This is a genomic window from Rhodococcus ruitaii (genome assembly GCF_055230935.1).
The window spans coordinates 372,556-385,205 of sequence record NZ_JBUYWC010000004.1; the positions used below are offsets into that span (position 1 = coordinate 372,556).

At 66.0% G+C, this 12,650-nt stretch carries 11 protein-coding genes; 1 reads left to right on the top strand and 10 read right to left on the bottom strand.

What is annotated here, in order from left to right:
• Positions 1–130: 130 nt before the first annotated feature.
• The 3 genes from ACZI8W_RS07520 to ACZI8W_RS07530 all read right to left on the bottom strand — a co-directional run bounded on the left by ACZI8W_RS07520 (position 131) and on the right by ACZI8W_RS07530 (position 3,004).
• Positions 131–1,264, bottom strand: coding sequence for an MBL fold metallo-hydrolase (locus tag ACZI8W_RS07520; protein WP_463367855.1), 1,134 nt, complete (start codon positions 1,262–1,264; stop codon positions 131–133).
• Positions 1,265–1,386: 122 nt separating this feature from the next.
• On the bottom strand, positions 1,387–2,244 hold the full coding sequence (locus tag ACZI8W_RS07525; RefSeq protein WP_463367856.1) for an SDR family oxidoreductase: 858 nt from the start codon (positions 2,242–2,244) through the stop codon (positions 1,387–1,389).
• Positions 2,245–2,347: 103 nt separating this feature from the next.
• Positions 2,348–3,004: a TetR/AcrR family transcriptional regulator gene (locus tag ACZI8W_RS07530; RefSeq protein ID WP_463367857.1), complete on the bottom strand. Its 657-nt coding sequence runs from the start codon at positions 3,002–3,004 to the stop codon at positions 2,348–2,350.
• Positions 3,005–3,114: 110 nt separating this feature from the next.
• Here ACZI8W_RS07530 and ACZI8W_RS07535 point away from each other — a divergent pair, with 110 nt between their 5' ends.
• Positions 3,115–4,119: an alpha/beta hydrolase gene (locus ACZI8W_RS07535; protein WP_463367858.1), complete on the top strand. Its 1,005-nt coding sequence runs from the start codon at positions 3,115–3,117 to the stop codon at positions 4,117–4,119.
• An 18-nt stretch (positions 4,120–4,137) separates the two neighbouring features.
• On the opposite strand, the gene ACZI8W_RS07540 is transcribed toward ACZI8W_RS07535, so the two are convergent.
• From ACZI8W_RS07540 to ACZI8W_RS07570, 7 genes are read right to left on the bottom strand one after another with little or no spacing between them, the layout of a single operon-like run.
• Positions 4,138–5,655 (bottom strand): TerD family protein, encoded by a 1,518-nt coding sequence (locus tag ACZI8W_RS07540; protein WP_463367859.1) that lies wholly within the window; start codon positions 5,653–5,655, stop codon positions 4,138–4,140.
• Complete coding sequence (locus ACZI8W_RS07545) at positions 5,652–6,953, bottom strand: TerD family protein (RefSeq protein WP_463367860.1); 1,302 nt, start codon at positions 6,951–6,953, stop codon at positions 5,652–5,654. The genes ACZI8W_RS07540 and ACZI8W_RS07545 overlap by 4 nt, the downstream gene beginning before the upstream one ends.
• A gap of 52 nt (positions 6,954–7,005) precedes the next feature.
• Positions 7,006–7,803: an HAD family hydrolase gene (locus ACZI8W_RS07550; RefSeq protein ID WP_463367941.1), complete on the bottom strand. Its 798-nt coding sequence runs from the start codon at positions 7,801–7,803 to the stop codon at positions 7,006–7,008.
• Between the two features lie 35 nt (positions 7,804–7,838).
• Positions 7,839–8,945, bottom strand: coding sequence for a cysteine protease StiP family protein (locus tag ACZI8W_RS07555; protein ID WP_463367861.1), 1,107 nt, complete (start codon positions 8,943–8,945; stop codon positions 7,839–7,841).
• Positions 8,942–10,231 carry a phosphoribosyltransferase family protein gene (locus ACZI8W_RS07560; protein ID WP_463367862.1) on the bottom strand — a complete coding sequence of 430 codons (1,290 nt, stop codon included), beginning with the start codon at positions 10,229–10,231 and terminating at the stop codon, positions 8,942–8,944. The genes ACZI8W_RS07555 and ACZI8W_RS07560 overlap by 4 nt, the downstream gene beginning before the upstream one ends.
• 17 nt (positions 10,232–10,248) lie before the next feature.
• Positions 10,249–11,439, bottom strand: coding sequence for an HpcH/HpaI aldolase/citrate lyase family protein (locus tag ACZI8W_RS07565; protein ID WP_463367863.1), 1,191 nt, complete (start codon positions 11,437–11,439; stop codon positions 10,249–10,251).
• Positions 11,436–12,557: a hypothetical protein gene (locus ACZI8W_RS07570; RefSeq protein WP_463367942.1), complete on the bottom strand. Its 1,122-nt coding sequence runs from the start codon at positions 12,555–12,557 to the stop codon at positions 11,436–11,438. The genes ACZI8W_RS07565 and ACZI8W_RS07570 overlap by 4 nt, the downstream gene beginning before the upstream one ends.
• Positions 12,558–12,650: the final 93 nt, after the last annotated feature.

Consider the following 12,650-nt stretch of genomic DNA (forward strand, 5'->3'; position numbering starts at 1 on the left):
ACCTTCATCGGAGATTCCGCCCGATCGTCGAGCGTGCTCGCACACCAGCCGGTGCGCGAGCACGCGTCGCGAACAATGTGCGGGTCATGGATCGGATCGAATCGGCGAACCTGCTCGAGCGTGAACCCGGCTACGGCGTGGCCCGATCCGGACCGACGATGGTGCCGTAATCGAGTCCACCGTGGGTGTGGGTCGGTACAACGGGCCACTGACGCTTCCACGCGGCGCATTCCGACGACGGGATGATCTGGAGCCACCGCGGGTCGCGCGGCGACCTCGAGGCCATCGTCTTTTCCTTGACCATCGAGTCGTACTGATCGAGGGAGTCTTCGAGAGTATTGCCGTTGAGCACGACCTCACGGCCGTAGAACGCGGCCTGTTGCTTGACTCCGGGGATCTTCGACAGCTCGGGCTGCCAGCTGTCGGCCGCCATGCCGTTCTCCGACGAGACCCACACCCCGTCCGGGGTGTTGACCACCAGCGAGTGATTTCCGTCGGTGTGCCCCGGGGTCCACAACAGGCTGACGCCGACACCGAGTTCGACGTCCCCGTCGAAGACCTCGAGGCGATCCTGCGGCACGCCGTTCATCCCGCCGTCGACGTACCAGGCCCACTGCATCGGGTGCATGGATTCGAAGGTGCCGAGTTCGCGGCGATGCACGAGCAGTTTTGCATTGGGGAACAGTGGCTTTCGCGGTTCACGTTCACCCTCGATGGGTTCGGTGCTGCCCATGATCATCCGCACGTCCTGCACGTGCAGGTGGTCGAAGCTGACGTAGTCGACGTCGTCGTTCGTCAATCCGAGACTCGGCAGGACCGCATCGGGATCGTTGTAGTACTTGACGAAGACCTTCTCGGCGTAGAGCTTCTGGGAGAACTGCTGCAGCTTGTGGTAGAAGGGAGCCTCGGCCGAGCCTGCCGCGACGGTGGGCTCCCAGACGAGCGTCTTGAGTTTGCCGTCGAACCCCTCGAACTGGATCACGAACATCCGGTTGATGATCGAGATCATCGGGTTCACGTTCAGTGAGTAGCCCTGGAATGCGAATCGGGCGGGATAAGGCGCGGCGGCGATGTCGATGCTCTTGATCGCGGTGACCTGCCCCTGGCTGAGGAACCGCTCCCGATAGCGGGCGGCCGCGTCGCGAACGGCCTCGAGCCTGTCGCCGCGAGGCCAGATGTCGTGGACGCCGTCGAATTCGGGAATGGGCCGCACCGAGCCTGAGGTACCGCTGTCCTGATGAGGATCGTTGAGTTCGGTTGTCATCTGATGTTCGGCGCGGATACGCCCTCATTCACGAGGGAGAGACAGGCGCCGTTCTCCTTCCGATAGATGGGTAGCGTCACGAGAGCGTGCCGAGTCGAGCGACGGTGTCGGTGGACGGGAGGTCACGAAGAGGTTCCCGGATTGTCGCCATGGGTGAGCGCTGCGCCCTCGTACTTCTCACGTGCGGAACGGTTGTCGCCGAGTGTGACGACTTGATCCGGCACCATGCGGCGGTACAACGCGACCCGTAGCGGGTCGGGCAGGGCGGCGATCACGCGAGCAAGCGGGCTGACGAACCCCGGGACGGACACCTCGAATCGTGGTCGTGCGATCACGCGCGACACCGCCTTGGCGACGTCGTCGGGGGTCAGCATGTTGACCGATCCCGACGAGGTTCCGGCAGCGAGTTCGGTATCCACCACGGTCGGCATCACGACCGAGAGATCGACACCGCTGCCGCGCAATTCGGTGCGGACCGCGCTCAGATAGCCGAGTACCCCGTGCTTGGTGGCGGCGTAGGTGGCCTCGCCCGCCGGTGCCAGCCGCGAGGCGGCCGACGCAACTGTCACGATATGACCGCGTCCGCGGGCGCGCATCCGCGGCGCGGTCAGACGTACCCCGCGGATGACGCCGTGGAGGTTCACCTCGAGTTGGCGACGGGTGGCCTTCTCGGGCTCCTCGTCGAAGCGCCCGACCCACATCACACCGGCATTGTTGACGAGGACATCGATCGGGCCCCACTTCGCTTCGACGGCGTCGAGGAAGCGGGTGAACGAGGCGGTGTCGGTGACGTCGAGCGCAAATCCGGCGGCCTCACCGGGGAGCTCCGCGGCAGCCGCGGACGCCTGCTGTGCGTCGAGGTCGCCGATTGCAACCCGAGCGCCTTCCGTTGCGAGGTGACGGGCGATGGACAGACCGATTCCGCGCGCGGCGCCGGTCACCGCGATCACGCGCGTTACCGGTCGGTTCTTTGAGGGCACAGGGCCTCCTCGGGTGGCAGTCGCAACGATATGTGACATGTCGGCGTGTCACATTGTGTGTCGAGTATGACACAGCTCAGGGGCTGTGTGAACCTTCGTGCGGCTACTTCGGCAGGTCGGGCGTGACGAGACCTGTCAGTGCGGAGACGAAGAGTGTCGTGCACACGTCGACCAGCACCTCCGGCTCCTGACGTCGTCCGGTCATCATCCAGTCCACGAGCAAGTTGTTGACTGCTCCGGAGAGGGCGATCGCGGTCAGTTTCGTGGGTTCGGCAGCAGAGTCGAACCCGGACTGCGTCGACCACACCGAGCTGGTCAGATCCGCGAATCCGCGCAGCACGCCGTGCCGCAGCTCCTCGAGTTCGGGGGAGACGCCGACAATCTCGATGAGCACGACGCGCGCGCGGCGCGGGTCATCGGTCAGATAGCCCACGAACGCCGTCAGGCCAGATCGAATCCTGGTCTCGATGCCGTCGTTCGCGGCGGTGATCGCACTCGTCGTTGCGGCCTGCAGCTCGGCTACGAGCATCCCGTAGACACCGGCCAGGGCCGCCTGTCGGTCCTGGAACGACTCGTAGAAGTACCGCTCGGTGAGTGCCGCCGTGCTGCAGATCTGTTTGACCGAGGTCGTCGCATACCCGCGCGTGCCGAACAGCTCCAGGGCCGCTTCGAGGATCGCTGCTCGACGAGCTTGCGCGCGCTCGTCGGCGTCCAATCCGGAATAGCGGCGTCCGGTGCTTCGTTTTCGTGCAGATGCCATTGTTCGGCTCGGTCCCTTCGACGATTGTTCCGTGACATACTGTGCCAGTCCTTGATCTGACACACATCAGTGTCAGATCGTGTCCGGCCAGTTGACCCGAGGGAGCCGCCGTGGCCACCGACACCGCACCCGGCAGTCCGGGCCACCGTGCCCCGCTGCAGGTGGAACCGATCCTGCACGACGACGCGAGCCTGCGGGCGGGCCTCGTCTACGTCCTCGCGCGGGGGGTCGGCAAGCAGTGCTATCGGACCTGGCCTCTCGGCGATACCGGCATCAGCGCGCTGGCCACGATCGACTCGGCGATAGGCCGACTTCCGGTGCTGCGCGACGTCGAACACTCGGTCACCGAGTTGGGAGCGGTGCCGACCGAGTGTTACCTGCCGCACACCTCGTCCACCGACGAACTGGCCGGAGCGAGCGTGCTGTACCTGCACGGCGGCGGATTCACATTCTGCGGTGCCGGCACCCACCGCAGGGTGGCCAGCAGGATTGCGCAGGTCCTGTCGGTTCCGGTGTACTCCCCGATCTACCGGAAGCTTCCGCACGCCGGGGTGGGTTCCGCGGTGCACGACGCCTGCACGGCGTATCGGCATCTCCTGGAGATCTGCCCCGACCCGACCAAGGTCGTCGTTGCTGGAGATTCGTCGGGCGGATACCTTGCCGCCAAGATATGCGAATTGGCGGACCTCGACGAAGTGCAGCCCCCCGCTGCGTACGTCGGCTTCTCGCCGCACCTGAATCTCGATGCAGATCTGCGCGATCACGACCTCATTCGGCGCGATGCGCTCATGCCGGTGTCGGCCTATCGGCGGGTCAAGCGGAAGTGGACCCGCGGACCGGTCGAACTGCGCGGGCAACGTTCGATCCTGGGTGTCGACCCCGCGGTGTTCCCTCCCGCCTTCCTCACCGCGGGCGCGGCAGAGATGTTCGAGCACGACATCCTCGACCTCACCGATCGGCTGGGTAATGTCGGTGGCACCGTCGAAACGCACGTGTGGCGACGTCAAGTACACGCCTTCCCCGTACTCGACGGCCTGCTTCCCGAAAGCCTCGAAACAATCCGATTGACCGCAGAGTTCCTGCGCAAGAAGGCTTTCGGGAACTCCGTTCACTGACGGCGTACGGAGTCCGCGTCAGACGGCCCCGAGGGTGGCGATCACACGCTGCAGCAGGACGGCGTCGGCGGGAAGCTCGTCAGGAGTGAAGGTCCAGTCGTTCCGCGTCCACGGGTCGGCGAAATGCCCCGCGTCCGTCGTGGGTAGATGCTGGGATTGCTCGAACAGAATCTGCAGGGCCGGATCATCGATCACTGTGTCGGCGGCGCCGGCGATCACGATCGAGATGTGCTGCGCACCGGGTAGTTGGGTGAGCCTGACGACGTGGACGAGGTCGTCGCCACTGAAACCGTGCGGAATGCCGGCGAGCACGAGGACACGTGGTTCCAGGTGTGCCGTCGCAGGGTCGGCGGACATCGCGAGGGTTGCCAGGTCGGCGCTGTCGGCCAGACCCTTCAGTTTGGCTGCCACGCCACCGATGTCGAGCACCGGCGGTCCGGCGAGCAAGGGCCCGGTCAATTCCCGAAGTTCGACGAGCGCTCCCCCGGGATCGACGATGTCGATACGTGCACCGGGCTGTGCAGCGAGCAGACGCAATGCGAGTGCGGTGACGACGTGCTGTGCCGCCGAGGCGTCACCATCGATCCACAGTGGCCGCCGCATCGGTAGCGGCACGCACAGTGGCACGCGGAGCGTCGCGCGCGGGGAGCAGAGATCGCCCACCCGAATTCCGTCGCTCGGCGAGCAGGATCCACTCCAGGAGGCGGACGTCCACGTGGCCAACGATGCGGGCAACAGGCTGTCGATGGTGTTCAGCTCGTCGGTGAGTCGCGACGTATCCTCCCGATAGCGTTGCTCCGCAGCAGAGTTGAGTTCTTCGCATCGTCGGTGCGCATGCGCGCGTGCGGCATCGGCCGCAGGGCCGGTGCGGGTCGCCGGATCGGCCACGGCGGCGGAGAGTTCGTCGTCGAGGCGGCGCTGCGCGTACTCGCGGGCAGACACGTAGGCCGCGGTTGCGCGCGCGGCGTCCTCGAAGATCTTCCACAGCCACTCGAACGACGGTGTGACGTCACCCGGGGCCGGGGCCCAAGGCTGAGATTGCGGCGGTTGCGCGGCCGGCACGGGAGCGTCGTCGACTTCGACGCCGTGCGCAGTGAACATCTCGCCGAGGCCGCCCGCATAGCCCTGGCCGAGGGCTCGAAGTTTCCAGCCGCCGTTGTGCGGGTAGAGCTCCCAGCACAACAGGGCGGTTTCGGTGCCGGACGGATCCAACTCGAACGACGCGAGGGGAGCACCGGAAAAATCTGCCAGCGACGTGACAACAGCAGCGTCGGGATCCGTACTCGCCGCACACAGCACACGAGCACCCGCACGCAGCGCACCCAACTCGACGACGATCGCGTCCCCATCGAGTCGAATGCCCTGCGTTCGGGGCTGGTTGTAGAACACCACGTCATCCGACGATGCGACCTGTAGACGGTCGTCGACCACGAACGCGCACAGGTCGACCGGAACGGTGGCGGAGACCGAGAAACGAACAGTCCGGGCCGTCAACGGAGCGTTCTGCCCCGGAGTGAACACTCCGTTCACGGTCACGACACCAGGAAGCGGCCGAGCTGCGGTGCAGCCTCACCCGGATGCTTCGCCTGGATGCCTTCACCGATGGCCTGCAGCTTCCACTCGCTGCCCTGGCGGTACACCTTCGCCATGACCATGCCTGTGAAGGGCATACCACCCTGCAACGTGTAGCGGGCGAGCTCGTCGTTGGTGGTGCCGTCGACGAGGCGGCAGAACGCGTTCTGCACCTGCTCGAACGTGTGGCCCTTGTACGACGTGACGATGAACATCACCGTGTTGATGTGCGGGGGGACCCGGGTGAGGTCCACCAGGATCACCTCGTCGTCGCCGGCGCCTTCCCCGGTCAGGTTGTCGCCCTGATGCTGGATCGAGCCGTCCTTCGCCGTGAGCTGCCCGTAGTAGACGACATCGATGATGTTCTGATCGGCGAACATCACTGCTGTCGCATCGAGGTCGATGTTCGGAGCGCGGTTGCCGAACAGCCCACGCTTCTCGATGGGATCCCAGCCGAGACCCATCCGCAGGAAGGTGAGCGCGACGCCGCCGTCCTTGCGGAGCGTGACCTTCTGGCCCTTGACGAGACTCACCGGACGACTCTTCGTCAGGCTCACCTCGGGCGGACCCCCAGGGGCCGGAGGTGCCTGGTTGTACTGCGCCTGCGCGGGCGCCTGGTTGTACTGCGCTTGGTTGAACGGCTGTGTGGGTGGCGCCTGGTTGAACGGCTGCGCGGGCGGCGGCGGGGCAACGGGCCGAGCGGGGGCCGGCGGTGCGGCAGGTGCAGCCGGTGCGGCAGGAGCAGCCGGTGCAGGCGCATCGTCGACGGAGACGCCGTGGTCGGTCACCAGCGCCGCGAACCCGCCGGCGTATCCCTGCCCAACGGCGCGGACCTTCCAAGCGCCCTGGCGACGGTACAGCTCGAGGGCGATCACAATGGATTCGCTGCTCAGACCCTCGATCCGGTATTCGTACAGCACGGTGCCGTTCGTGTCGGACACCCGCGCTGTGGGCGGAGCGAAGCGCCCGAAATTGCTCGACGCATCGTCGAGGGTGATCACCGCGCGAACCTGCTCGATGTCGGCCGGCACCGCACCGAGCGACACTGCCAGAGATGCGGCCTGTCCGGGCGCGCCCGGCACGAGGTTCACACCGGGGCCCGCGGGCTGGTTGAAGAACACGAAATCAGCGTCGGACCGGACCTTGCCATCGGCTGTGACCAGCAACGCAGAGAGGTCTGCCGGCGTCGTCAGTTCCAGGGAAACGACGACGTCGTGTGCGCTGAGGGGGCCGTTCTGGCCTTTGGCGAGCGAGCTGGACAAATCGAAGTCCTCACTGTGTCTGCGGTAGATGGACGGTCGGTCGGTGTCAACTCTACGAAGCGACCGGCACGCCGGCCGACCGGGTGAACCAGTCGAGGATTTCCTCACCGGCGGTGATCCCCTCGTGCTCGGTGATCGTGAGGGTCGGATGCTGCCAGTTCAGGGATTCGAGCTCGCCGTGTCGCGGGCGGATCGCCGCATCGGCGGCGGCAAGCATCTCGGCATCGAGAGCGCCGTCGCCGGCCGCCAGCACTGCCGAGTCGGGAGCGAGCAGCCCCGCCTCGGTCAATCGTCGGCGCACCTCAGCGACCGCGCGACTCTTGCACACCGGATTGGGCATGGTGTAGATCTTGCGGCCCTGTTGCGAGACGTTCCAGCCGTGCTCGGTGCACCACACGCTCCAGTGGTCCAGGAAATCGTCAGGTTGGGCGTCGGTGTCGACGACGAGATAGCAGAACAACTCCTCGGCGATCCGGAACTTCGACACCCACTCGGATGAGATGCGACGTTGCAGCTCGGTGGTGACCTCGCCGAGGTATGCGGACGACGACCGCACCATGGCGTCGATGCTGCGACGCCAACTCACATCGGCTCGGCCCTCGACGAGAATCGCTCCCCCGTTGCTGGTGATGGCGTAGGGCCACGGCCCGCCGGGGAGGTCGATCCGGTGGAACTGTTCGGGTGTGCGGGTGGTGGTCGGTACCACGGGATGCGACGCGGCGAGATCGCGGAGCCTGGTGGCGGCGCCCTCGGACACGTACGACAGCGGGGCCCCCTCGTAGTACTCGACACACAGCAACCCGCCCTCTGCGAATCGTCTCTCGCCCATCGCGCCGCGCGAGTAGATCATCGTGCGGTCGAGATCGGTCGCGATGAGTGCGGGAGTCACGGCAGGTCCTTGATCAGGCCCATGCACGAATAGGCGAGTTCGGGTACTTCCTCGACAGGAACATCGCGAGCCGCAGCGAGCATCCTGATGTGAGCGTGTTCGTCGGCGTGGCTGTCGCGCACGAGCACCTTCCACGGTACCCGGCGCAGCAGCACCCGGGTGGTTTCGCCTACGCCGGGCTTGACGAAGTTGACGCTCGAGATACCGAACTGGGTACGGATCCGTTCGACGGATTCCCAACCTGCCCAGGTGGGTTCGCGGTCGGAGTCGAGAATCATCCGGGCCTGTGCGACGGCGGCTCCGCGATCGTCGAACTCGGCGGCCACGGTGTCGAGAAGGATTCCGGAGACGTCGTCGTCAGCGAGTTCGGCGTAGAACTTGGCACCGTGGAACTCGCCCGGTGCGATGAAATCGTCGTTGAGTACGGTGCGCGACACGAGCCCGGATACGGTCGAGTTCAGGCAGGCCGATGCGATGAGGAAATCGTCACGGGTACCGAACGTGCGTACGCAGTGCCCCGGGTCGGCGAGTACCGCAAGATCACTCGACAGGGTGTGTCCACCGGAGGCGCTGTACTCGGCGAGCGCTGCGGCAAGTTCCCGCGCGATGGCGCCCTTGCCGGTCCAGCCGTCGACGAACACCACAGATTTCGGATGGTGATGCGCCGCTATGTAATCGAGGGCAGTCCTGTCGATTCCGCGTCCGCGGACGATCGAGACCGCGTAGTGCGGGAGATCGAGACCGTGGTGCTGGTTGGCCCAGCGTCGGATCAGGATTCCGATCGGAGTGCCGGCTCGGGCGAGCGACACGAGCGTGAGATCGGTGCCGCGTTCGGCGATCAGTAGTTCGGTGACGGTGCCGACGGCCTGCGCGAGACGGGGCGCGGTAGCGGCGAGGGCCTTGTCGAACAGTTCCCGGTAGGCGGCGTCGGGTTGGTACTCGACGGGGAGCGATTCGGCGTAGTGCGCGAGACCGGCCTGGATCCGGGCTTCGCGTTCGGCGATGCCACCCTCGAGGTCGAGGTGCGAGAGATCTTTGAGGAGCCAGCGCACTTCGTCGGCTCCGTACGACCCGAAATCGGGTCCGGTCAACGGTGTGGTCACGTGTTCTCCTTTCTGGTGCGGCCTGCCCTGGCTTCCCGCAATGTCAGCGGGTCCGTGGAGGGCACGACGGCGACCAACACGTCTTCACCCGCGGCCGTGAGCACGTCGAGGAGGCCGCCGGGTGCGCGCAAGCGGTCGGTATCGGCCGGGCCGTCGATCACCAGGATCAGTTCGGAACGTGAGTGGGCGCCGGGCCACCGCGCGTTGTACAGGAACCGAGGCGCCTCGGGCTCGAGGTTTTCCGAGATGTATTCCGGTGCAGAAAAAGTGAATCCGCGTCGAAGAGGGTAGCCGGGGACATCGAGGACATACGCCGGCGACCGGGTCGTCGTCTGGAACCTCGCAGGTGTTCCGCGCGCGGCGAGCGCATCTGCGAGCCGTAGCGGCAGGTACATCAACTCTTCGTGCCCGATCACGATCGCCGGTCGCGCAGCATCGCGTGCGTCTGCAAGTGTGTCGGTGGCGGCCTCGACGGCGGCGTCGAAGCTCGCGCCGTCGGAGTCCAGTACCCCGTGGCGGCCGCCGTCGGGAACGTGATTCGGCCACGGCAGTGTCACGAAGCGGTGTTCTCCCCGTTGCGGAGCAATCGGATTCAGTTCCGGATCCGGGAGCGTCGTCACTCGCGCAGTCAGCCCGTCGGGAATCTCCGCGTGTCCAGCGGCAAGGCTCACGTGATCGATGCGGGTACCGAGCTCGGCGGCGGCAGCGGTGGTGAGCCCTCGGTGCTCATCCGAGCGCATATCGACGAGCGACGCCACGACGTAACGTGTCCGTGGTTGCTGCCGGTGCAGTGCCCGGATCGCGTCGAGCGCGGTGGCGCCGGTGGAGATCTCGTCGTCGACGAGCACCAGCGGTGCCGGGTTCGCGAAGAGCTCGGGCGACGTGGGCTGTAGCAGATGTGACGTCGCGTGCGAGTGGCCTTCCTCGAATCCGGCGAAGACGTCGGCACCCGGAACGTGGCGACGCGTGGAGTGCAGATAGCATGCGGCTCCGATGGTGTCGGCGACGCAGTGTCCGAGACCCGTTGCGGTTTCAGCGAATCCGAGGACAACCGCGTCGCCGGCATCCGGTCCGAGCGCCTCTGCGGCAAGCCGACCCAGCCGTCGACCCGCAGCCAGCACCGTCGTGGGATCGGTGGGAAGGTGCTTGCCGAGCACGGTCGAGACCAGCAGGTGCGCGCGTCGCGGATTCCGGCGCAGGCCCGGTTCGATCAGCTCGGGCACGGTGTACCCCGTCGACGTAGTGCCGTGGTGCAACACCAGCCCGAATTCCTCTGTTGCCCACATGGGTTGAAGTGTGTTGGTCACCGGTCCACCAGTGCTGTCAGCAGGTCCACGAACGTGACCCCCTTCTTGGTGATGCCGAACACCGACGCGCGCAGCACAGTCTGCTGTGCCCAGGTGCGGTGCGGTCGTCGTTCGTTCATCTTGTTGCCGTACCCCGACGCGCGCACCCCGCCGGTATTCGCGTCGAGAATGTCGAGGGCGTCGTGATACTCCTCGTGGGTCACCGCGGACAGTGCATGCACTGCGGCGACGTGCGACGGATGGATGACGGTCTTGCCCTGGATACCGTTGGCGCGGTCGAGTGCGATCTCGCGAAGCAGCCCGTCCAGGTCGCGGCTGACGAGTTGCTGCCGGAACAGCACGGCGTCCTGCTCTTCGAACGGGGTGGCGCGCAGCATCGGGCGGAACATGCGTTCGTGGTCGGCGAAGTACTCCCAGACCGGGCCGGTGATGACGAATCCGGTGCCGTCGGTGCGGCCCAGATAGTTGACGATGGCGGCGATCACGTCGACAACGACGCGCACGTCGTAGATGGTCAGATCGCGGTCGCGCCGGATGCCGAAGGTCGCGCACATGTCGGTCGCGCCGACGCGCACCGCCAGCACCTGGGTCCGGTACTCGGCGAGCAGCTGCGAGATGGCGCGCAGTTCGTCGTCGCGAGTCTCGCGGTGCACGACCGAGGAGGATTCGATGACCGGCATCGCGTACAGATGCTTGCCGAGCTGTTCGGATGCGCAGGTCACTGCATCGAGGAATTCGCGGCCACTGGCGGAGGTGAACTTGGGTAGCACGAATCCGGCGAAAACTCGCACGCCGTCACCGAGGGTGGCGGCGATGCGGTCGATACCGGCGGGTGTGCGGACGCGGACGAACAGGAGCATCGGGGCGTCTCCCCGGGCGGCGAGCTCGCCGAGCGTGGCGACGGCGTTGCTCATACCCCGCTCGACTTCGTCGTCGGCGACGGCGTCTTCGAGGTCGAGGACCATCGACGTGACGCCTTCGTCGGCTCGGCGCAGGATCGTCGAGGTCAGGTCGTCGCGTGTCGCGGGCACGTACAGCGTCGCACCCAGTGCGACCGCGAGACGGGCGCGGTCGTCGCCGTCACCGAACGGCTGCGGTACCTGGAAGAACAACCTGTCGAGGGTTGCTCCATCCAGATGACGGAAATGGCGCATCGTCTGCGCCGCGGTGAAGGTTGCCCCCGTCATTGCCTGTCGGCCCGTCCTCTCAGTCGATCCACCACTCCGGCGATGAAATCCGATACCGCGTCGAGATCGCGGACGTAGGCCCAATAGTCCGGATGGACTCCGGTGAGCGCGTCGACGGCTCTGTCGATTCGGTTCAATTGGGCATCGAGAACCGACCCCCACTCTTCTGTCAGGTCGCGTTGTACGGCGAGAAGCTGCGCATCGCGCAGCCGGAACCGGACTTCGTCGACCTTGGCCTCCGGATTCTTCCGGACCGCACGCAATGTCGCCAGTCGGCCGGTCACCGCATCGACCAGTTGCTCGGCGGCAGCAAGATCGACGCGCACCTCGTTCGCGAGATCGAGTGCGAGCTCGGGCCGGGCATCGTCCACTGCCCTGCGTGCGTCGTCGAGGTGCGTGCCCGCGTGCTCGAGGAGCGTCTCGGCTTGCTGCTCGTTACCCGACAGATCGGCCGAGCTCGCGGCGTTGAACTCACGAAGCAACGACGAAAACGCAGGTGGCAGGCCCTCGATTCGGGTACGAACCGCGTTCATCCGGGTCGTGACCGACGCCACAGTGTTGCGCGCTTCACTCTGCCGTCCGGGTGCGTCGGTCAGGGCCTGCCGTAGAGCTTTCGTTGCTTCCTCGACCTCGTGAGCTCTCGTGCGCAGGGCGCCGGTGCCGGCAGCGGAGTCCAGGGAGCGCAGCGCAGCCTCGAGCGATTCGGCGGCGGTGCGGATCGATCGATAGTGCGCGAACTGTGCTCGCTCAGGGGCCAGTAGAGATTCGAAAGCGACCTGAGCTTCGGCCCGAACCCGATGTGCGAGTTGAGGAACTGTCTGCGCGAGTGCAGCCATGTGTTCGAGATGTCCGCGGTTGTTCTCGTAGAATTCATCGAGAATTCTTGTTGCGTCACCTATCTGACGAATGGCGTGGTCGTAGTCGGCAACGGGCGCCAAATCCTGCTCGGGCTCGGTGCGTGCGAGTCGCAGATACCCTTCGGCCGCGAGATAGCAGGTCTGCCGGATCGGCTCCCACTGCCGGAGTAGGTTTCGTTCGGGCGCGAGCTCGTGTGATTCGGCAACGCCCGCCTCGGCGACCGATTGACGTCGATCCATGTCGAGGAATGCGGCCACCATCGCGTCATGGGCACGACGAGCCGCGGGGTCTTCGGAGTGCTCGCCGCCGAAGAGGCGGCGCGTCCATCGGCTCGCCACAAGACCGAATGGTAC

What these genes read in the sequence shown, in the direction of transcription:
- ACZI8W_RS07520 (WP_463367855.1), bottom strand. Translation starts at nt 1,264, where the DNA reads ATGACAACCGAACTCAACGATCCTCATCAGGACAGCGGTACCTCAGGC.
- ACZI8W_RS07530 (WP_463367857.1), bottom strand. Translation starts at nt 3,004, where the DNA reads ATGGCATCTGCACGAAAACGAAGCACCGGACGCCGCTATTCCGGATTG.
- ACZI8W_RS07550 (WP_463367941.1), bottom strand. Translation starts at nt 7,803, where the DNA reads ATGATCTACTCGCGCGGCGCGATGGGCGAGAGACGATTCGCAGAGGGC.
- ACZI8W_RS07560 (WP_463367862.1), bottom strand. Translation starts at nt 10,231, where the DNA reads ATGTGGGCAACAGAGGAATTCGGGCTGGTGTTGCACCACGGCACTACG.
- ACZI8W_RS07565 (WP_463367863.1), bottom strand. Translation starts at nt 11,439, where the DNA reads ATGACGGGGGCAACCTTCACCGCGGCGCAGACGATGCGCCATTTCCGT.
- ACZI8W_RS07570 (WP_463367942.1), bottom strand. Translation starts at nt 12,557, where the DNA reads ATGGTGGCCGCATTCCTCGACATGGATCGACGTCAATCGGTCGCCGAG.